This is a genomic window from Undibacterium sp. Tian12W (assembly GCF_049339405.1).
GTDB lineage: Bacteria > Pseudomonadota > Gammaproteobacteria > Burkholderiales > Burkholderiaceae_D > Undibacterium.
In genome coordinates, this window is record NZ_JBMPPK010000002.1 from 21355 (window position 1) to 42850 (window position 21496).

General features: G+C 51.0%; 19 protein-coding genes. 9 read left to right on the forward strand and 10 right to left on the reverse strand.

The window, feature by feature from the left end:
- Nucleotides 1-125: 125 nt before the first annotated feature.
- Both ACO0LI_RS02245 and ACO0LI_RS02250 read left to right on the forward strand, forming a co-directional pair.
- The gene (locus tag ACO0LI_RS02245; protein ID WP_423030530.1) at nucleotides 126-323 is read left to right on the forward strand and encodes a DUF1737 domain-containing protein; all 198 of its coding nucleotides are present in this window, start codon (nucleotides 126-128) and stop codon (nucleotides 321-323) included.
- 33 nt (nucleotides 324-356) lie between these two features.
- Complete coding sequence (locus ACO0LI_RS02250; RefSeq protein ID WP_422952586.1) at nucleotides 357-1157, forward strand: lysostaphin resistance A-like protein; 801 nt, start codon at nucleotides 357-359, stop codon at nucleotides 1155-1157.
- A gap of 60 nt (nucleotides 1158-1217) precedes the next feature.
- Here ACO0LI_RS02250 and ACO0LI_RS02255 read toward each other — a convergent pair whose 3' ends face one another.
- The 7 genes from ACO0LI_RS02255 to ACO0LI_RS02285 form a co-directional block, all read right to left on the reverse strand.
- Nucleotides 1218-1793 (reverse strand): outer membrane beta-barrel protein, encoded by a 576-nt coding sequence (locus ACO0LI_RS02255; protein WP_423024306.1) that lies wholly within the window; start codon nucleotides 1791-1793, stop codon nucleotides 1218-1220.
- A 247-nt stretch (nucleotides 1794-2040) separates the two neighbouring features.
- Nucleotides 2041-3183, reverse strand: a complete 1143-nt coding sequence (locus ACO0LI_RS02260) for a hypothetical protein (protein ID WP_423030532.1) — start codon at nucleotides 3181-3183, stop codon at nucleotides 2041-2043.
- A 42-nt stretch (nucleotides 3184-3225) separates the two neighbouring features.
- Nucleotides 3226-3708 (reverse strand): SRPBCC family protein, encoded by a 483-nt coding sequence (locus ACO0LI_RS02265; protein ID WP_423030534.1) that lies wholly within the window; start codon nucleotides 3706-3708, stop codon nucleotides 3226-3228.
- A gap of 81 nt (nucleotides 3709-3789) precedes the next feature.
- Nucleotides 3790-4155, reverse strand: coding sequence for a response regulator (locus ACO0LI_RS02270; protein WP_422952582.1), 366 nt, complete (start codon nucleotides 4153-4155; stop codon nucleotides 3790-3792).
- Nucleotide 4156: 1 nt separating this feature from the next.
- The gene (locus ACO0LI_RS02275; RefSeq protein ID WP_423030536.1) at nucleotides 4157-7357 is read right to left on the reverse strand and encodes a response regulator; all 3201 of its coding nucleotides are present in this window, start codon (nucleotides 7355-7357) and stop codon (nucleotides 4157-4159) included.
- A gap of 64 nt (nucleotides 7358-7421) precedes the next feature.
- A complete protein-coding gene (locus ACO0LI_RS02280; RefSeq protein WP_422952580.1) occupies nucleotides 7422-8219 on the reverse strand; it encodes a hypothetical protein in 798 nt (265 codons plus the stop codon).
- Nucleotides 8212-9273: a response regulator gene (locus ACO0LI_RS02285; protein ID WP_423030538.1), complete on the reverse strand. Its 1062-nt coding sequence runs from the start codon at nucleotides 9271-9273 to the stop codon at nucleotides 8212-8214. Before ACO0LI_RS02285 ends, ACO0LI_RS02280 begins: the two co-directional genes overlap by 8 nt.
- 287 nt (nucleotides 9274-9560) lie before the next feature.
- Here ACO0LI_RS02285 and ACO0LI_RS02290 point away from each other — a divergent pair, with 287 nt between their 5' ends.
- From ACO0LI_RS02290 to ACO0LI_RS02315, 6 genes are all read left to right on the forward strand, one after another.
- Complete coding sequence (locus ACO0LI_RS02290) at nucleotides 9561-11591, forward strand: UvrD-helicase domain-containing protein (RefSeq protein ID WP_423031052.1); 2031 nt, start codon at nucleotides 9561-9563, stop codon at nucleotides 11589-11591.
- Nucleotides 11592-11713: 122 nt separating this feature from the next.
- Nucleotides 11714-12502, forward strand: a complete 789-nt coding sequence (locus tag ACO0LI_RS02295) for a substrate-binding periplasmic protein (RefSeq protein WP_422952578.1) — start codon at nucleotides 11714-11716, stop codon at nucleotides 12500-12502.
- 4 nt (nucleotides 12503-12506) lie between these two features.
- Nucleotides 12507-13151: a pyridoxamine 5'-phosphate oxidase family protein gene (locus tag ACO0LI_RS02300; RefSeq protein ID WP_423030540.1), complete on the forward strand. Its 645-nt coding sequence runs from the start codon at nucleotides 12507-12509 to the stop codon at nucleotides 13149-13151.
- 137 nt (nucleotides 13152-13288) lie between these two features.
- Nucleotides 13289-14194: a TraB/GumN family protein gene (locus ACO0LI_RS02305; RefSeq protein WP_423030542.1), complete on the forward strand. Its 906-nt coding sequence runs from the start codon at nucleotides 13289-13291 to the stop codon at nucleotides 14192-14194.
- A 516-nt stretch (nucleotides 14195-14710) separates the two neighbouring features.
- Nucleotides 14711-15049 carry an energy transducer TonB gene (locus ACO0LI_RS02310; protein ID WP_422952575.1) on the forward strand — a complete coding sequence of 113 codons (339 nt, stop codon included), beginning with the start codon at nucleotides 14711-14713 and terminating at the stop codon, nucleotides 15047-15049.
- Between the two features lie 147 nt (nucleotides 15050-15196).
- A complete protein-coding gene (locus ACO0LI_RS02315; protein WP_423030544.1) occupies nucleotides 15197-15610 on the forward strand; it encodes a hypothetical protein in 414 nt (137 codons plus the stop codon).
- Nucleotides 15611-15665: 55 nt separating this feature from the next.
- Here ACO0LI_RS02315 and ACO0LI_RS02320 read toward each other — a convergent pair whose 3' ends face one another.
- Nucleotides 15666-16472 (reverse strand): substrate-binding periplasmic protein, encoded by an 807-nt coding sequence (locus ACO0LI_RS02320; RefSeq protein WP_423030546.1) that lies wholly within the window; start codon nucleotides 16470-16472, stop codon nucleotides 15666-15668.
- Nucleotides 16473-16658: 186 nt separating this feature from the next.
- Nucleotides 16659-17858, reverse strand: coding sequence for a GIN domain-containing protein (locus ACO0LI_RS02325; protein ID WP_423030548.1), 1200 nt, complete (start codon nucleotides 17856-17858; stop codon nucleotides 16659-16661).
- Nucleotides 17859-18052: 194 nt separating this feature from the next.
- On the opposite strand from ACO0LI_RS02325, the gene ACO0LI_RS02330 reads away from it, so the two are divergent.
- Complete coding sequence (locus tag ACO0LI_RS02330) at nucleotides 18053-18718, forward strand: YcbK family protein (RefSeq protein ID WP_423030550.1); 666 nt, start codon at nucleotides 18053-18055, stop codon at nucleotides 18716-18718.
- A gap of 28 nt (nucleotides 18719-18746) precedes the next feature.
- On the opposite strand, the gene ACO0LI_RS02335 is transcribed toward ACO0LI_RS02330, so the two are convergent.
- Entirely contained in the window at nucleotides 18747-21458 is a 2712-nt protein-coding gene (locus ACO0LI_RS02335) for a M16 family metallopeptidase (RefSeq protein WP_423030552.1), read from the reverse strand.
- Nucleotides 21459-21496: the final 38 nt, after the last annotated feature.

Below are 21496 nucleotides of genomic sequence, written 5' to 3' on the forward strand. Positions count from 1 at the left end.
GTATTGAAAAAAATTAATACACGGCAAATAGGTGTTGCCGCTTTTTTGTGCAGGCCCTGCGAGGCTCCCATCATCGAATATAATATGCCCTCCCCTAGGATCCTGCAGTTTGGAGTGCACTCATCATGAAACTCTACCGTTACCTGACTGGCCCGGACGACAAGACTTTTTGCCTGCGCGTCAGCGCCGCCCTGAATCAGGGCTGGACCCTGTATGGCGGGCCTACGCTGAGTTTTAATGGTCAGCAAACCATCGCCGGACAAGCCATCATCAAGGAAGTCGATGGTGAATTCTCACAAGACCTGGACTTGTCCAGCCTCTAGGCGCGGCCCTGAGCAGACTTATACGCCATAGCAATGAATCAAAAACATGAGAATTTCCCGACTGCCCTGGAAGCCTTCTTCCTGATCATTTTCTTGCTCGGGGCTGAGGTATTGTTGAATATGCTGGTACACGACAGCAGGTTCATCACTGGTGTGAGCATGGATGAAGTCGATGGCGTCATCATGGTATTGGCGAATGGCGTGCTATTTACAGCGGTGTTGCAATACAAGGGCATGAGCTATAGAGAGCTATTCCATTCCGCCGCAGCGCTTACGCCTGCTCGTCTGTGCCTGATCATGGTGCCGGTCATGCTGCTGATACCGGGGCTGGAATTATCATTGAGTTTCATCGGCGGCGCGCTGGAAGAGTGGCAACCTGTGCCTGCTGGCCAGCAAAGAATATTCGATGAGATGATGAGCAATGGTGTGCATTCCATCATCATTGCCTGCCTGGTTGCGCCTGTGCTGGAAGAGATGTTGTTCCGCGGCCTGGTCTTGCGCAGTTTTTTGCAACAATATTCGCGCAAGCTGGCTTTTCTGATGTCAGCGTTGTTGTTTGGCATGGCCCACATGAATATCTATCAATTCCTGTGCGCTTCGGTGTTAGGCCTGGTTTGTGCCTGGCTGTATGATAAAACGCGCTCCTTGTGGCCGGGCATCGCTTTGCATGCAGGGTCGAATGGCGTCGCCCTGTATGCGTACAGATGGGCAGCGACGCGAGGTATCAGCGGCTCTTGGCATCCATCGACAGCGCTTTGTATTGCGGCCCTGGTATCCACCAGCATAGGTATTTACCTGTTACGGCGCATGCTGGTGGTGAAAGACCTGGGCTAGAACTTGCTACAAATACAGAAGCCATTCGGCTTCTGTACAGGATTAGCAAAATCAGCAAAATCAGTAGTAAAAACTGCCAATCAGGCCAAAGTGGTTGCCGCTGAATTTCTGTTTGCCATAAGTCGTTTCAAACTCTTCTTTGACGGCGCGGACTTTGACTGACCATTGCGGGTTGAACAGATACTCTGCTTCAAGTATCGCACCGTTGGAATTATTAAAGCTACGGTTGTACTGTGAACCAGCGCCACTGCCGCTGAGTTTGACGTTTCTGTTAAAACGCGCACCTGCGCCTACGCGCCATTGCTCATTGATATGATAGTAGCCGAGTAATTCGACAGGGATGCGGGAGAAAGTTGCATCGCCATTACTTGCTTCAGGCGTGAAGCGGGCGTGGTAGCCGATATTGGCCTGACCGGAGAAATACTGGTTGAAGCGGTAGTCTGCACCGGCAGACAAAATCAGGCCAGTACCAGCCGAGACGTTGGAACGTGTGCCATCGGTGTAGCTGACGGTCGTGATCGTATCGCCGCCAGCACTCAGGCCCATACTCAGGGCGAGGCGCAATGGTTTTTGGTCAGCTTGGGCGCAAGCGATCATAGGCAGGCTGACTGCACAGGCGAGCAGAATTTTTTTCATAAATAATAGTGATTTGAATAAGAAGAAACCCCATGCAAGCATGCCAGCATGCTTTTCACATCACATCACATGAATATTAAAGCTGTGCTGCCAGATTGAACGAGGGGCGCAAGTATAGTTGCAAGCGTGAGGACAAGACAAGCCCTGATTGCTGCTCAGGCCTTGTCAGGTCTCATGCAGAAGGGCTGCGGGCCGCAGATGAGCCCTGCCTGCCCCGGTGAGAATGCCGGGGCAGTTGATGTGGAGATCAGACTGGCTGCATTTCACGCTTCAGGCGGCGTGGTACTTCCCAATCGAGTTCGGTTTCACGCTTTTTTTCCAGCGCATCGATATGTTTGAGTTTTTTGCCTTCGACAAACTGGCCGGACAACAGCAGGCGCGGTTTGCTGGCAGCGGAGACGAAACCATGCGTGGCCCAGCGTGAGCGCGGCAGGCTGGTGGCAGCCAGGATGCCATAATCGGCACCGCAACTGATGCCTTTTTCAGCAACCAGGGATTCGCCACTCTTGATGTATTTGGCGGCATAGATGCTACCCTTGGTGGCAATCCAGCGGCCACTATGAATTTCACCGCGCAGGCTGCTGACTTCGCCAGTCGCACGCAGATAACCCCAGGTACTGATATCGCCCTGGCTGTGAATGCTGGCAACATCGAGGTTGCCCTGGCTGATCAGATTCGCGGCAAACAGCGCACCCTCAACCTGGATATCAGTTTCACTGAACAATTCGCCCTGGCAATTACAATCGCCAGCAACGTGGATGGCAGCTGCCGACAAATGGCCGCCAACGAACTGGATTTCACCAACTTCCAGCACATCATCCAGTTGTACATTGCCATGGCAATCGAGGTCGGCACAAGCGACATAACCAAGCGCCTGGATATCGCCAAAACCACCGAAGACATCATGATGATCATAGCGTTTCAGTATGGCTGGATGTACCAGGATATCCATATAGCTGCTGCCATCTGCTGCCGGTTTGCGCTGATCCAGTTCCAGCATGCGCGCCATCCAGTCGGCACTGCAACCGGTCTTGATGAGGTATTCAACATCGATATTGCCGCCGGCATCCAGCGCATGGCCCACATACAGGGATTGCACGCGGATATCACCGGTCACCGTCAGCTTGCCGAGGCAAAACACTTCTTCTGCTTCTAAATCGCCATCGATGAGGCAATCACCGCCAACGATGAACTGGGTGGCAATCACGGCATCACCCTGGATATGCACGTCACCCGTGCTGGCAAATTGCTTGCGTTTCAAACGTGCGGTTTGTACCGGGGCAGGTAAGTCCAGAGCGGCCAGGACTGGCTTCTTGGTTGCAGGAGTAGTGCGCTTGGTCATGGGGGCCTTGGTGTAAAGATAAGTGATGACGGGATTACTGAGCCGCATTATCCCTGAAATGCAGGTGGATCAGCAATCCATCATATGCGGTCAGGACGGCAGAGCATCCAGCCGCCCGCTTTCTGCCAGTTCGCGGATGATGCGCACGGTCTCGACATCGGCTTCCTGATACGCCGATTTGCGGTATTCGTTATACATTTTCGCTTCAGCATCTTCTGCTTCAGCGTTGCCGCTGTCATAGGCGAAACGGACAAACAGCGCATCTGGTTGTGGTTCTTCTATGCTCATGCGCAATGAAGACTGCGGGATGTCTTTCTGCGCCGCGACATCATAATGCACGTGTTCAAGATGGACGAGGCTGACGTGGTCAGTGATTTCCAGCGCGCCATATTTCAGGGTACGCGTCATGCTGGCTTCATTGCGGTCCATGATGCTGGCGTCATCAAGATAAGAGACAAACAACCTTGGCATTTCTGCCCGCAAGACCAGGCCACGCCATAATTGTTCGCGAGTGATCACCTCTACCGCAGGATTGCCGAGGTCATTGATTTCGACTAAATGTTCAAATTTCATGGAGCACCTTTTTTCTGATGCCGCTAGTTTACTCCAGCTTGCCCTTGCCTGCTCTTGCTTCCCTGGTCCATGAATGTGGATTCAGGTCTTGAGTATGGAATCAACCAGAGTTAAAAATGCCTGGTAGCGTATAGGTTTTGCCATATAGGCATCACAGCCGGCAGCGCGGAAGCGCTCTTCATCACCACTCATGGCAAAGGCGGTGAGCGCAACGATCTTGATGTGAGCAGTGCCAGCGGCAGCTTTTAGCTGCTTGGTAGCGGTCATCCCGTCTATGCCGGGCAATTGCATGTCCATCAGGATCAGGTCAGGCAATTCTATTCTGGCAACTTGCAAGCCTGCCTCGGCATCGACGGCCTGCAATACTTCATAACCGGCATTCTGCAACAGGAATGCCGCCAGCTTCATATTGACCGGGTTGTCTTCAATGATCAGTACACGCGCCATCTTACTTGCCCCTGCCCGCCATGGCCCGCCTTACTTCACCGATGAAACGGCCGTGATTGAAATCAGATTTTTCCATGACTTTTTTGACATCACCATTCAGGCGTATCCTGTCGTCGGCAGTTACCTGCTTGGCGGTCAGGATAATAATCGGGATACTTGCTGTGACTGTATCACTTTTCAGGGCTTCCACCACATCAAAACCATTAATTTCAGGCATCATCAAATCCAGCACGATCAGGTCAGGCTTATGCTGATGTGCCATGTCTATGCCTTCCTGCCCACCCAGGGCGGCCAGGGTTTTATAGCCAAAGATATCAAGTTGTGTGGTTACCAGCCGCACGGCTTTGGGATCATCATCTACGACCAGAGCAGTTTTTTGTGCAGCCGCAGAGTCTTTGCCAAAGCCCATGGCACTCAGGGCTGCAGTCAGGTTTTCCCGGGCGATGGGTTTTTGCATGACATGGGCTGCGCCCAATGACAGGCCACGGCCACGGTCGGCCACGATGGAGATGATGACTACCGGGGTTGAGGAAAATAAGGGATGCTGTTTGAAATTTTCAAGAAACTCCCAGCCATCCATGCCCGGCAATAAAATGTCCAGGGTAATCAGGTCGGGATGTTCCTGTTCTGCCATGGCCAGCGCTGCTTCTGCGGTGGTAGCGCGGACGATGCGGAAGCCTTCGCTTTCCAGTTGCACACGCAAGACTTCGGCGGCCTGGTCGTCGTCTTCTATGACCAGTGCGAGCAACTCGCCCTGTGTATGAATCAAGCTGTTGCTGGCGACTTTACTGGTGGTATTGATGACAGTGTTACTGTCATCAGCATCGACATTGGCATTGGTACCCGTAGCAGTTTGCGCTCTGGCTTTGAGTGGCAGGTTGGCGGTACGCCATGGCAGCAAGACGGTGAAGGTCGAGCCCTTGTCAGCAATGCTGGTCAGGGTGACAGTGCCTTCATGCAGCTCGGCCATGCGTTTTACCATGACCAGGCCCAGGCCGGTGCCCTGATGTTTGCGCGACAGGCTATTGTCTATCTGGGTGAAAGGTTTGAACAACAGCACTTGTGACTCTTCTGGTATGCCTATGCCGCTGTCGCTGACCATGATTTCCAGATAATGCTCAAAGCGCCCGCCCGCTACCAGATAGCCATCAATCCGGCGTACCGAGATATGTACACGGCCACCCTCAGGAGTAAATTTGACGGCATTTGACAAGAGGTTGTAAATGATTTGCTTGACCTTGACTTCATCGAGCCAGATATCGTGCAGGTTTTCCTGGATTTTGGAAGTGACCTGCAGATTCTGCAGGCTGGCCTGCTCCCTTACCACCTGCAAGCTGGATTGCACCAGTGAACCAATGTCCGTAGGTTCCAGATTGATCTGCATCTTGCCGGCTTCTATCTTCGACAAGTCAAGGATGTCATTGATCAGCGCCAGCAAGTGTTTGCCGCTATTGAAGATATCTGCCGAGGCATCTTTTTGCTGGGTGGACAAGCTGCCCAACAAGCCATCCTTGAGTATTTCAGAAAAACCGACGATCGCATTCAACGGGGTGCGCAATTCATGCGACATATTCGCCAGGAATTCAGATTTCATGCGACTGGCCTGTTCCAGTTGCTGATTCTTGGCGGCGATTTCTTCGCTACTGCTGCGTAATTGTTCTGCCAGCAGTTTGAGGTCATTATATTGCCGCAGATTATGCAAGGCGACACCGAGCTGGCTGGCCAGCCTTTCCAGAAATAACTGTTCACCGGCAATGATATCGTTGGTGGTTGCCAGCACCATGACTGCCAGACGGTGATCCTGGTATAACACCGGTACCATCAACACATGCCTGGGGCTGAAATTTCCCAGCCCGGTTTGCAGGCTCAGGCGGCTGGCATCAAGCGAATTGGTTTTACCGGTCAGGGCAACCTGGCCCAGCATGCCCTCGCCCAGCTCAAATTCACGCGGGATATCGCTGGCCAGACCATAGCTGGCCTCACAGCGAAAGCGTGCATACCATTCGTCGAAACTATACAGTGCCGACATCAGGTAACCATGTCTTTCGGCCAGCAGGTTCAATAATCCATCAAAGATTTTATGCCGCTCAAAGCTGGCAGCAAACATGTTTTGCGCCTTGACCAGCGTGTCATCATAATGTGCAGCAGTGCGCAGTTTGCGCTCGGTATAAATGAACTCGGTCACATCCACATTCACCGACAAACCACCGATCAGCTTGCCTGCCACATCACGCAAGGGGGCAGTGCTGTTCGAAATGGTTTTGCGCTTACCATCAAAGCAGCGTATGTCAGCCAGCTCATTGAGTATGGTTTCACCTGTTCGCAGGGTGCGTGCCATGGCCCATTCATCAGACTCGATACGCTTGCCGCTGTCTGGCCACCAGCCTGCATATTCACCATACTGATCTGCACTGACGAAACGGCTGCCGCCCCAGATGATCCTGGCACCGGGGTTGATGGTCGTCAGCATGCCGTCACGGTCAGAGATCAGGACACCGACCGGCAAAATGTCGAGCACCTGCTTCAGCAGGGATTCACTGTCACGTACGGCTTCTTCTGCCAGTATGCGCTGGTTGACATCACGCTTGAATTGCCACCACAGCAGGGCACCACCAGCAAGGGTAATGACGAGTACCAATATGCCGATGTTGCGCGCCTGCAAAAAATTGCTATCGACCTTGGTTTTGCGTTGTTGCAGCAGTACGCGTTCTTCTTCTTCCATGCTGTTGATTTGCGCCAGCAGGGCTTCCATGATGATGCGCGGGGTACCACTGATCAGTTGCCTGCGCACTGCTGCATAGCCATCTACCTGATAAACCTGCAAGGTATTGTCCAGTGCGTTCAGTCTTTCTTCGAGTTTTTGCACGAGGTTTTTATACAGCAGTTGCTGACGTGGATTATCCGTGGTCAGCTCGGCGATGCTTTTTGCTGCCTCACGTACCTGCCTGGATTTGCTGTCGCGCTGTCCGGTAAACACATCATCGCCAGTGATGAAATACAGGCGTTGTATGCTTTCCAGTTCCAGCACGCCTGACCTGACGTCATTTAACTGATCAAGCACCTGGTAGGTGTGAGTCACCCATAAGGAATTTTCACGATAGTCTTGCAGTGAGCGGTACATTTGCCAGCCAGCGGATAAAAGTAAGACCAGCCCGAACATAAGCCCTGCGAGCAGTCTGAATTCGGTACTGATTTTTTTCATGATGCATTTTCCATGGTGGACATAGTTGGACTAGAACTTCATGTAAAACTTCTTGAACATTATGCTAATGATCTGGTGGCCTGCCCAACCTGGGTTCAGGAGCAAATGCAATCAGGGTACCCACGCTCAGGTCCAGTACAAAATAATCCAGCCTGTGTTGCCCGTCCAGACGGGTTTGTACGCGACGTTTACGTTCAGCTGCATAGGCGTTTTGCAAGACTGCTGGCAACTCTTCAATTTGCGCACCTATATTGATCTGTGTCTGATCAAGCTCCCTGAGCATGCGGATGGCAGTACTATTATATTTGCTGACAACACCATCGACCATCAGACAGGCTCCCATAGGCAGATTATCAATCGCATCTGCCGTCATGTCCTTGTGGATGGAATACATGAGCGCATCCAAGGTACGGAAAGCGTGTGCAGTGCCTGCATTATTCAGAATACCGTTGTATTCTTTCAACAGTCGTTCACGTTCACGGTTCACTGCATATTGTTTCAATGCCAGACTCACCGTTGCCTGCAATTCTTCATCCAGCCAGGGTTTGGTCACCACCATGAACGGATGGGCCTGGTTGACGACTCTCAGCACACTGTCCAGATCGGGATAGGCAGTCAAGATCAAACGCACGATATCCGGATGTTTTTCTTTGGTATTGATTAAAAAATCAGCAGCAGCCCTGTCGCGCGGTTCACAGATCAGTACGCCTACATGGTGCTCTGCCATGATGGCTTGCGCCTCCCGCGCATTGTCAGCGCTGAGCAGAGGGTGTTGCAAAGAACTGAGCAATCGTAATAATGCTTGCAGCAAACCGGCATCGTCATCAATCAGCAGGATAGCGGGAAGTTGGGTTTCAGGCATCGGCATGCAGTTCGTAAATAGCGGCAAAGCGGTGGGCTTCTGCGACAAAACAGGACAGTACTGCCGGATCAAAATGCTCAGGCTCGGTACGGCCATCGCCTTTGATAATGATGTTCATGGTGTGCTCATGATCCAGTGCCGGTTTGTAGGGGCGGCGGCTGCGCAAGGCATCATACACATCGCAAATCTGCATGACCCTGGCTGCAATGGGGATGGCTTCACCCTTGAGCCCGTTTGGATAACCGCTGCCATCCCAGCGCTCATGATGGTTCAGGGCGATCTCTGCACCCATCTCGGTATACGGTGAAGTGCCGCTGGACAGTATGCTGGCACCCAGTGCGCAATGGGTGCGCATGATATTCCACTCGTCGTGATTGAAACTGCCGGGTTTTAACAGCACATGATCAGGTATGCCTATCTTGCCTATGTCATGCATGGGGCTGGCCTGGAAAATTGCATCATGAAATTCGCCGGGTAAATCCATGGCTTCTGACAGCGCGCGGCAGTAGTAACTGATGCGGCGTACATGATGGCCGGTTTCTTCATCCTTGTGCTCAGCCGCACGCACCAGCGTGAATACGGTATCGCGGTAAGCGTCTTCCAGTTGGGCGGTGCGCTGTACCACCTGGCTTTTCAGAATACGATTATGGTCATTCAAAAAATCACCGTATTCCTTGAGACGCAGGAGATTGCGTACCCGTACGCTGAGATCGGCACTGTCTATAGGTTTGGTCAGGAATTCTTCGGCGCCTGCCTGCAGGGCGCGCAGTTTGGAGGCGCGGTCATCCAGTGCAGTCAGCATGATGACGGGTACAGGCTGGGTCAGGGGATTGGCCTTGAGTTCGGCTACGGTGGCATAACCATCCATACCCGGCATCATGATATCGAGCAGGATAAGGTCAGGCTGGGAGAAGGCAGCAATTTTGAGCGCGTCAGCGCCATTGCCCGCACTCAGTGTAGAATAACCTTCAGCACGCAGGAGTACTTCCAGCAAGCGTATATTTCTTGCTTCGTCGTCAACCAAAAGGATACGAGCAGATTTCTGGTCTTTCATAAAAGCCATCCCCCTGAGTAAAAGAATAGTCTTAGCTTAATCAATTGTCTAGCCTTTATTTCTATCTTTTTGGCAACAATTTTCCTATTGTCAGTATGTGATTGTGCTTGTTGGCTTGCTGCTTGATCTGTGCGGATGTTCACATATGGCGTAAGTAGTCGTGTGATTAATCATGCAAATAAGCCCTCAAGTAAGTGTCCGATCTTAAAGGTGCCCTGGCTATTGCAGGCTACAATAGCGCCTGCAAGTTTTTGCAGATCAACCCGCCTCTCTTTTTGTCTTCCCCTATGTCGCATGGCCTGAACACCCCCCAAAGTAATGCAGTCAAGTATATGGATGGCCCTTGCCTGGTGCTGGCCGGGGCTGGCTCGGGCAAGACGCGGGTGATTACCCAGAAAATCGTCAACTTGATAGAACTGCATGGCTATGATCCAAAACATATCGCCGCCCTGACCTTTACCAACAAGGCCGCGCTGGAAATGCAGGAACGTATCGCCAAACTGCTGGCCGAGCCGCGTCAGGCCAGGCAGTTGACGGTTTCGACCTTCCACTCGCTGGGGGTGAAGATACTCCGGCAAGAAGCGCAAGCCCTGGGCCTGAAAGACCGTTTTTCCATCATGGACAGTGATGACTGTTTTTCACTGGTGCAGGATCTGGCAATCACCACCGACAAGCAATTGATACGGCGCATACAGACTGCCATGTCCCTGTGGAAGAATGGCCTGGTCGATCCTGAGCTTGCGTTGAAGCAGGCGCAGGACGAAGACGAGGCGATTGCCGCCAGGGTATATCGCAGCTATATCGCTACCCTGTCAGCCTATCAGGCAGTGGATTTTGATGATTTGATACGCCTGCCGGTAGAGCTGTTCCGCAGCAATGAACAGGTACGCGACAAATGGCAGCGCCGCCTGCGTTACCTGCTTGTCGATGAATATCAGGACACCAATACCTGCCAGTATGAACTGGTGAAATTGCTGGTTACAGGTGTCGGCAAAAAACCAATGTTCACTGCCGTTGGTGATGATGACCAGGCTATCTATGCCTGGCGTGGTGCCACCATAGAAAACCTGACGACCCTGCAGGTTGATTTTCCGAATCTGGAAATCATCAAGCTGGAACAAAATTACCGCTCCAGCACCCGCATCTTGCAGGCGGCCAATTCCGTCATCGGCAATAATCCCAAGCTGTTTGAAAAATCGCTGTGGTCTGAGCATGGCCTTGGTGATCCGGTCAAGGTACTGGGCATGCAGGATGATGAACAGGAGGCCGAGCAAGTCGCCATCATGATTTCTGCGCATCGCTTTGAGCGCCAGGCCAAATATTCTGATTACGCGATCCTGTACCGAGGCAATCACCAGGCACGTGTCATCGAGCAGGCCTTGCGGCGTGAACGTATTCCTTACACGATATCTGGTGGCCAGAGTTTCTTTGACCGTGCCGAGATCAAGGACATCATTGCCTATCTGCGTCTGATCGCCAATGAAGATGATGACCCGGCTTTTATCCGCGCCATCACCACCCCCAAACGCGGTGTCGGCCTGGCCACGCTGGAGGTGTTGGGCGAATTTGCCGGACAATGGCAATGTTCGCTGTTTGCCGCCGTCTTCAAAGGTGGCATAGAAGCAAAGTTGCCCGACAAGCAGTTACGGCCTTTACGGAATTTCTGCACCTTCATCAACCAGGTCGAGGCCCATGCCCACAGGGAAAGTCATGCCAGCGAATTGCTGGATGACCTGATGAAAGAAATCAATTACGAAGGCTACCTCTACGACAGCTTTGAAGACCGTGCTGCACAAAGCAAATGGCAGAACGTACTCGACTTTACCCAGTGGCTGAAAACCAAGGGTAGTGGCGGCAAGGACGGCAATGACGATCACCGCAGCCTGCTCGACCTGACCCAGATGGTCGCCCTGATGACCATGATGGAAGGCAAGGACGAAGAGCCAGATGCCGTGCGCATGTCCACCCTGCATGCATCCAAGGGATTGGAATATCCGCATGTATTTCTGGTTGGCGTAGAAGAGGGTATCTTGCCGCACAAGGGCGACCCTGATGCACCGCCAGAGACTTATGCCGCGCGTATAGAAGAAGAGCGCCGCCTGATGTATGTAGGCATTACCCGCGCGCAGCGCAGCCTGCACATCACCTGGTGCAAAAAACGCAAACGTGCGGGTGTGCAGGTGCATTGCGATCCATCCCGTTTTATCAAGGAAATGAAACTTGATGAAGGTGATGCCGTGCCCGCAGAAAGCGAAGTCATGACACCCAAGGAAAGGCTGGCTGGTTTAAAAGCCTTATTGAGCAAACCCAGGGAATAATGCGCTGATTTGGTGCATTTTGAGCTCATGGTCAGGCAAAAATGTTAATATTGCCTGAGGCGCAAGAATAGTTAGCATAGTTTGCGTCCCAAAAGATAAGTAGTATTTTGCAAAAGGGATTTATGCACCGTTTGCTTGCCTTGCTGATGATAATGTCCTGCAACCTGCTCATGCAGCCAGCACAGGCGCGGGCGGCTTGTGAACGTGTGATCGTCTCAGCAGACCCTGCCTATCCTCCCTTGCACTGGCATGATGGCAAACAGTTTCAGGGTGCCAGTATTGCCATCGTCACCCGCATTCTGACTGACCTGGGGCTGCCCTATGAATTGCGTTATCTGGGGCCGTGGAAGCGGGTATTGAATGCCGCCCAGAATGGCAACATCGACATCATTGCCACCCTCAAAAATACCCCGGAGCGCCGCAGTTTTTTATTGTTCAGTGAACTGGTGCTGAATAATCCTGTGGCTGCCTTTGTAAAAAAAGACCGCCCCATGCCCTATGCAAAATGGGAAGACCTGGCAGGTTTGCGTGGTGGCATCGCGCGCGGCAACCGCTTTGGCTCTGCATTTGATGAATACATGGATAACCGCCTGCAGATCAGCGAGACAGACAATCTGGAAACCGCCTTTACCATGTTGCTGGCAAACCGCTTTGATTATGTGATCACAGGTTACCATGTCGGTCAGGCTTATATGGCCTCGGCGAATATCGATGACAAGCTCGTACCTCTTCAACCATTTTTGATAGACTCACAAAACCTGTTTGGTTTTGTTGCACAAAGCCCCTGCGCCATTCATCTGTCCGCTTTCAACAAGCAATTGGAGAAATTGCATAAAGAAGGTTTCATCGAACGTGCTTTGTTGCAAGCCCGCGCCGACTGGCGCAAAGCACCCGTCATAGGAAAAAACTGATTTCATGCCGAACTCACCATCAATACCATCGTCATCCACGCCCCACCTGATCACCACGAGCGAACAACTGCAAGCCTTGTTTGATACCGTTGGTGCTGCATCCATCAAAAAGGAAGTGCCTTATATTCACCCTCACTACCAGGCCATGATAGCAGCATCACCCTTTGCGGTACTGGCGACACGCGGCCCTGATGGACTAGATGCATCGCCTCGCGGTGATGCTCCTGGCTTCATCGTGGTTGAAGATGAAAAAACCTTGTTGTTGCCTGAGCGTCGCGGCAATAACCGCGTTGATAGCTTGCGTAATATCCTGTTTGACCCACAGGTTGGGCTATTGTTTTTAATTCCCGGTGTGGGCGAGACCTTGCGTGTGAATGGCAAGGCCAGCATTTCTGTTGAACCCGCTTTACTGGACAGGTTTGCCGTCGATGGCAAAGCACCCAAATGCGTGTTGCGCATCGCTGTTGATACCGTGTACTTTCAATGCGCGCGCGCCATTATCCGCTCACACTTGTGGCAAAGCGCCAGTGAAAAACCTCCCGGCTTACCCAGCCCAGGCACGATACTGGCTGCTCTGACCAATGCTGAAGTTGATGGCGACAAATATGATAATGAGTTGCCCGCAAGGCAGCGTGCCACTTTGTATTAAGCGCGACAATTGCAGGCGCACCGCTGTTTTTGAGTAGTGCGCGAGCTTTCTGGTATCCTGTGCCGCCTGGCGCAATATCGGAAGCAGCTCAGATCCAGATCAGGGCCAGACCAAATAATTACATGGAACTTATGATAATGAAATTCAAGCCTACGCTTACTCAGTTAACACTCAAATATCTGGCCGCATTTGGTATTGCCATTGCCACCAGCAGTGTTTTTGCTCAGGCAGAGACGCCTGCCAAAGGTGTTTTCTGGGAAGTCAAATCAGACAAAAATACTGCCTATCTATTTGGTTCCATTCACCTCGCCAAAGCCAGCTTCTATCCTCTGCCTGAGGCCGTTGATGCCGCCTATAAACAGGCTGACACCCTGGTCGTTGAAGTCGATACTACTGATACCAAGGCGGCAGAAAAAGCCATGCCTTTCTTTACCTATGCGGCACCAGACAAACTGGAAAACCATATCAAAAAGAGCACCTTTGAAAGCTTGCAATCCATGGTCGGCCCGGCGGCTGCGCAATTCCAGAGCCTCAAACCCACGATAGTCGCCACCGCACTCAGCATAGGCGTATTCAGGCAGCAAGGCTATGATGCCTCCAAAGGAGTCGATCTGCATTATGTCTTGCGTGCCAAACAGGACAAGAAAGATATCATTGAACTCGAAAGCACGGCATTTCAAGCCAGTGTGCTGGGTGGTCTGAGCGACGAAGATGCTGACGCCATGCTGGCGCAAACACTGGCGGGCTTGAAAAGTGGTGACACCCTGCGTGAAACCGCAGGCATGATCGCTGCCTGGAAAAGCGGCGATGCAGAAGGTCTCGCAAAAATCCTGCAAGATGCGGCCAGCAAAGATGTCGGTTCGAAAAAGCTCATGAAATTATTACTGGATGACCGCAATCAGGGCATGACAAAAAAAATCCAGGGCTTGCTCGGAGAAGGCAAGAAACTCTTTATCGTGGTTGGTGCAGGACATTTGTCGGGTGCCAATAGCATCATCGATTTGCTGGAAAAACAGGGCCTGGAAGTGAAGCAGATCAAATAAACTGCTACATCCAATTTGCAAAAGGCGCAGAGCTTGCAACTCTGCGCTTTTTTTGTTTTTTTGCAGTGTTAATCCAGTAATGGTTTTTTTCCCGCATCCCCTCAGGCCCGGAAAAGACAAAGGGACTTCCAAATGTGCATCTGTTACAAAAAATATGAAAAATATTTTACTGGCATCAGATAAATTTTTTTGCACCAACATGAAGAGAGAACGCAATATTGGCGGGCTTTTCAATTGAATTTGCACAAGCGTAGAGAATTTTTCAGATAAATCAAATCTGCTTGCCGCACCAAATAAATGCGTCCTTAGCATTATGTATTTTGGAAATAATGCCTATACGAATTATTGATTTTTGAGCGTAGTGCTGCTCACGTATATTGCATTCATCTGCCCGTGATCAGCTCGATTCAGCGATGTAAAAACCTCGGTGAATACCGTCGAAAATATCGTCGCAAGTATTGTCGCAAACCTCATGGCGCAGTTGCAAATTCATTGATATAACCTGAGGAGTTTATTATGTCCCCACATTTCCGCCTGTACGCCTTTGTCACTACGCTGGCTTTTGCCCTGGCCACCTTGCCTGCCTTTGCCATGGAAGCCAATGAGGCGTTTGCCGCATCTGGTTGCGAGGCACCGAGCTACGATCAACGTACATTGAATGATGAAGAGCAGGGCATGGTCAAGCTCAACTACCTGCTCAATGACAAAGGCACGGTGATCGATGCAAAAATTATTGACTCCAGTGGTTTTCGCAAACTCGACAAGGCATCCTTGCGTGCTTTGAAAGCTTGCCGCTTCCAGGTCGGTGCGACTCCAGGCTGGAATACCCTGGCATTCGCCTGGACGCTGAAATAATTGCAGTAATTGCCTGAAAGCTTGCGCAAGACTTCATTGTTTAATTGGCTTGCGCAAGCGTACAACTGCTGTTGATGGAGTCGTTGCGGGTATTTGTGTCAGAATGCTGTTTCAGCCTCATGGCATGGAAACGAATACAGCAAAATGATGTTAAATGACAAGCAGCAATCTGACCTGGCGCAAACTCTGCCAGAGCATCCGTGGATATCTCTTGAAACTGCACTGGATGTTGAAGCCTGGATGGATTTGCAGCACCGCGAATTACAGCAAGCCCTGGGTGACAAGCCAACTACCGGCCAAGGCATCTGCCTGAGCTTGCTACATGGCGGCGAGCTTTACCTGCATACCAACTCTGACGGTGATGTCATGCTGGACCTGACAGAAGAAGCACAATGGGTAACGCCGGTGTTGACAGCCGTGACCCGCAGCACGCCACCCAAGGGACAAGTCTGGGGTTTGCCAGGGCATGTACTGATACAACTGATACTGGGTTTGAATAGCCTGATCTCCAGCAGCCGTCTGGTATTACGCCATCAATACAAGGGTGCCCGCATAGCCTGAGCCCTGATTGCTGCTGCACCCGTTCCCGCATTCACTTCTGCACTCATCCCGGCACTCACTTGGGCGCATAGATACGTGCCAGTTCACCACTCTGGTGACCTTGCATGATGGCTTTGTCGATTTTTTGCAGCAGGCTGGCGTTGCCATCAGTGCGCATGGCAATATGGATATCTACCGATGATACCGGTCTCGGCAATATGCAAAACAATTTACTGTTTGATTTGCCGCTTGCTTCGCTGTTTATTTTTTTATTACCATATTCTGCCGCGTATTGCTGGTTGATATGGTTTTCCAGCCTGCCTATATTGCTACTGGAGCTATACAGCAAGAAGGCATCCATGCGGCGCATGCTCAGTTTCCTGAAGCGCCCAAGGTTATTGCCGGTGTCATCTTCTACCTTGAACAAGTCATTGCTGAGGCGGTCAAATTCTTCCCCATAGCTGGTGCCGCGTACTATGCCTATGGTCTTGCCTTTCAGGTCGTTGATAGAATTGAAAGCAAACCTGGCATTGCAGAGTGTCACCAGCAGGGCCTGGTCGCTAAAGATGGGGGCGCTGAACTTGAAGCTGCGCAGGCGTTCACGGGTTTTCGACATTCCAAAGATCAGGCCTTCACCCATGGCTGCATTTTCCACTGCTCTTTTCCAGGGATAGCGCCTTACTTCAAACTTGAGTCTGGTATGTTGCTCAAGGTAGCGCAGCAATTCCACGACTTCAACAGTCAAGGGAATGACATTGCCTTTGCCATCCAGTTCTTCGCTCATCAACAACACCACTCCGGGTTTTGTTTGTGCATGTGCCACACTGACCCAGCCAGCGCAAACCAGCAAGATGCAACACAATAAACGTGTATAACTTGGCATTATCGACAGGGTTGGAAAGCATACGCCTCATCTTAGCGCAAATTATCTGCTTTGACTGTTGGCTGCTGTCCGCAAAAGCCGGTCTGGTGTGTAAAGCTTGTTAAATATGGCAAACCATTGCTATGCCCCCAAAAGCAAAAAGGGTTCACGCAAGGCATGAACCCTTTTGAACTCAAGTGAACTTGTTTAATTCGCTACGCCATTCCTGTCTATCTTGACGATGCGTGAGCCACCAGCTTTCTTGACATTGACCTCAGCCTCACCCGGCCCGGTAACCTTGATACTGGCACTGTCCAGCAATAAATCACGGGCATGCAGGTCACCACTGCCAGTCAGTCTGGCGCTCAGGCTTTTGGCGGTGCCTTTCAGGCGGGTTTCACCTGGGCCGTTCATCAGGACTTCCAGCGCGGCTTCAGATTGGAATTCGACATCAAAATCACCAGAGCCAGAATTTTCCAGCTTGAATGTGCCTGTGATACCGCGATAACTCTGGTTCGACGGGCCATTGTTGACGATTTGCAAATCCCTGATTTTCAAATGATCTGCATTGACATCGCCAGAGCCGCTGCTCGTCAGGGTCAGGACAGTAATCTCGCCACTCAGGCTCAGCTCACCCGGGCCATTACTGCGTATGCTGGCCTGTTCTGCCCTGATGTCCTCGATCTGTATATCGCCAGAGCCAGACATGTCCAGTTCCAGCGCCTTGATCGTTCCTCCAAGTTTGACGTCAGCAGAACCATGCTGCACCAGCTTGACGGGAACAGATTGCAGATTATCAACACTTAAACCGCCACTGCCGTTGAGGCTTGCATCCAGTGACTGGCTCACAATATTCATGTGCGTATCACCAGAACCATGAAATTCGACCTCAGCCTTGCCTGTCTGCAGTTGTTGCAAATCCATGTCGCCACTGCCGTTGGACATCAATTTCAGGGTATTCACCTTGCCACTGAGCTTCAGGTCGCCGGAGCCATTCAGGTTTACAGACAGTGTGTCTACCTGCAGCTCACGTACCTCTACATCGCCGCTGCCATTATTGTTGATACGGTTCAGGCCATTCACCGTGACCCTGATCGTGCCGGGGCGGTTAGTCCAGGTGAAACTATAGGATTTACGCTTGCTGCGTATGATCAGGACCTTATTTTCTACTACGGTTTCAATTTCTGGCACCAGATTGTCGTCGCCACTGATTTCCACTGCCGGCGTCGCGCCATTCGTGACGATCACATCAAAGAAGCCGGAATTTTCTATGGCACTGAATTCAGTCACCGCACGCTGCTGGGTAAGCAGTTTGCCACTACCCTTGATGGCATCGCCATTGACCCTGACTTCACAGCCACCGAGCAAGACTGCCAACAGCGCCAGACTTCCTAAAGATTTGATCATGATATCGTTTTGTAATAAGAGTTATTGGATGCTTCTAGTGTAATGTTGTTTTGTGCGGAGATCACAAGCCAAAAAGACAGAATGCAAATTCTGTGTGACCAAGCGTAAATTTGCCGGATAAAGCGCAATGCTTTGATTATCATGACGATATACACTAAGCTGGTTTTTATTTCATCTATCCCAGAAATCACAGAATGACATTGACGCGCCGCCAATTACTAAAGAAAGGGCTCTTGCTCGGCACCACCGCATTAGCCGGTCCGCATGCCATCCTGCATGCAGCTGATATCGCTAACGCTGGTGCTGGTACTGGTACTGAAAAACATGCGCAACCAACCCCACCGCCTGATTTGTTCGACTCACAGGCGCTGGACATAGAATTCTGGGTCAAGCCCCGCACCATGGACCTGATACGCCCTGCCACAGGCGAGCGCAGCAAGATACTGTACTGGAAAGACGGCGAAGTGCTGGAATCTGCCTACCAGCAACTGTGCCACATCCTGCGTGACGTCAATGGCAAGGAAACCGCTCCCATCGACCCCAAACTGCTGGAAACCCTGTGGGCCACTCAGGCCTATATTGCCCGTTTTGGCATGACCAGACCGCTGGAAATCCTGTCTGGCTACCGCACCAAGGCTTCAAATACTCGCCTCATAGAACAAGGCGTACCCGCAGCCCGCAAATCCCTGCACATGGAAGGCAAGGCCGCCGACATCCGCATCCCCCAGCTACATGAAGAAATTCTGGGTGAATTGATACAAAGTTTCCGCCAGGGCGGCGTCGGCTTTTATTACCGCCAGACTGCCCAGGGTGGCTGGATACATACTGACACTGGCTTGCAAAGAAGCTGGAAGGGCTGATGAGTACCAAGGCGGCAACCCGTCTGGCTTATTTCGGGATTTTTTTGGCATCGCCCGTGGTCACTATGCTAAAGCGATCTGGCTGCAAGTATTTTTTAGTGATCTGGTTCAATTGTTCCAGACTTAGCTCTTGCAGTGCCAGGTCCCGCTTGATTTGCCAGGAATAATCCAAACCCCGGTGCAAAAGACCACTCCACTCTGATGCTAGGTATTCATTGCTGTGTCTGGCTTGCAGCTTCAAGCGGCCCAAAGCAGATTTGGCAACTTCCAATTCATTTTGGGTAAAGCCATGCATCGCCAGCGTCTGCAATTCTTCCAGTATTGCCAGCCTGAGTTTGTCTATATTCTGACTGGCGGCGCTGGCCTGGATTTCCAGATTGCTGATCGCATCTGTGGAATAAGGTGAGAGACTGGATGTAACGCCATAAGTCCAGCCTTCCTTCAGACGTACCCGTTTGCCCAATCTGGATAATACGGGATGGCCTGCCAGCAAGTAGTTGGCAACATGCAAGGCAATATAGTCATTGTCGTTGATACCGACGGGAATATCCTGCTGAGCCAAGAAAACCCCGTTCTCTTTGCCCGGGGTATCCAGGAAATGACGCAGTGCTTCTTTCTCGACATAGTTTTGCCGTGCAAGCTGGTAGGGCGACTTGCTTTCCCATTCCTTGAACTCTTGTTCCAGGACCATCCTCGCTTCTTCCGGATCAAAATCACCAACGATGGCAAGATGACCATTGCTGGCTCCATAAAATTCCCTGTGGAAGTCGATGAGCTCGGTTGCCCTGACTGCTTTCAAGGCAGAAATAACCTGTTGTGAGGTTTCCAGTACGCGTACATCACCTTGCGGGTAATTATTGAAGTGCTTGTACAGCTCATCCCTGGCCTTTCCCTCGGGCGTATTGCCGCGTTTTTCCCATGACAGCCTTTCCCCGCTGATGGCATTGTAGGCAAGTGCAAGATTCGGTTGTTTTAAATTCAGCATCATCAACTGCAGTGCTTGTTTAAGATGTGCTCTGTCTGTTGTAAATTTGGTGATGCTTCCACGGATATGTGCTTTTTCCCGTTCGGCTTCCAGACTTTCTTTGCCGTAAAAATTGGTCCCGTTTGGCAATACTTTTGCAGTCATGCGTTCTATCCAGCGTTTTCCTGCCAGCGTTTTTTCATCACCCCAGTGCAAGACCAGTTCGACAGAAACTTCTTGGCCACGCGAGAGCTTTGGCAGTAGGGCCGCTTCTATATTCCCTATTTTGATCCTGCGCGAGTTTCGCAGGATATTTTCAGCAGAGGTATTGATTTCAGCAACTGCGGCATATTCGTCGTGATGCACAAAGTCCTTGAGTATTTCACTGGCCAGGGGAACTGGCGGGATATTACTGTCAGTACTCTTTTCTTCTGACAGCAAGATGCCTGTAGTACGGTTTTCCCTTATAAAATAACGTAGCGCTGCTTGTTGTATCTGCTCTGTCGTCATACTGGCTATACGGTCTTTTTCTACAAACATTAAACGCCAGTCTCCTGCTGCTATGTATTCCGATAGTCTGAAACTCAGCATTTGTGGATCATTCATCATAGATGAAAAGCTATTCACATATCTGCTCTTGAAAAAATCCAGCTCTTTCGGTGACCACGCATTTTTTCCAAAATTTTCTACCAGCTTGATCAAATCCCTGGAACTGTTTTCGCTGGCGCTGCCAGGTGCAATGGAGGAATTAAACAGAATCAGGCCATTTTGGGCTGTGCCTTGCAGGTCAAAATTGACGCTATTATTGGCAGGGAAAATTTCACTACTGATATTTCGCAATTCACGGCCTGCAGTCATCATGCTGGCCGCAAATTTCAGGCTCGCATGATCCGGGTGTAATACGGAAGGCAAATGATAAGCAAGCACGACTGCATCGGCATTTTCTTTCTTCCTGAGAATGACCTGGCGCTCGCCTTGCTGGGCTGGCTCTATGGTAGGAATTTGGGGCAGGGCTGAAGCGGGCGCAGGTATTTTGCCAAACTGGCGTGCGATGACTTGCAGCACCTTGGCAGTATCAAATTTGCCTGCCACCATCAGCACCACATTATCGGGCCTGTAATATTGGTGATATAAATGCTGTAGTGACTCCAGATTGACATTTTCGATATCACTTTTTTCGCCTATGACACTGTGACCATACCCATGCCAGTCAAAGGCCACAGACAGTACCCTGCGCTTCAGGTTGTCGTAGGCATTATTTTCCCTGAGCTCAAGTTCATTCCGTACTACCGTCATTTCTGTATCGAGCTCAGATTTCAGTATCCGTGCATTTTGCATGCGGTCTGCTTCCATGCTCAAGAGCCAGTCGAGATCACTGTCATCTGCTTCGAAATTGGCGTAATAGAATGTGCGGTCAGCCAATGTCATCGCGTTGGAACGCATGCCTTTGTCGCTCATTTGCTTGAACAGCTGCGGGTAATTTTTGCTGCCCTTGAATAGCATGTGTTCAAGCAAATGTGCATATCCGGTCTGTCCTGCACCTTCATGTCTTGAGCCAAACAGATAAGTCATGCTGACGGTAGTAGTGGCGGCCGAAGTGTCTGGTATAAGCAAAAATTTCAATCCGTTTTGTAAACGGTATTCACTGATATTTTCAGCACTGGTCACTCGCACGATATTTTCAGGCAAGGCTGATGTAGTTCTTGCAACGCTGTATCCGGCTAGCAGGTAACTGACAAATGTGACTGCAACAACGACGATTTTGAATTTGTACATGAAGCTGGCTTGGACGGAAAATAAAAAAACCGGGAATC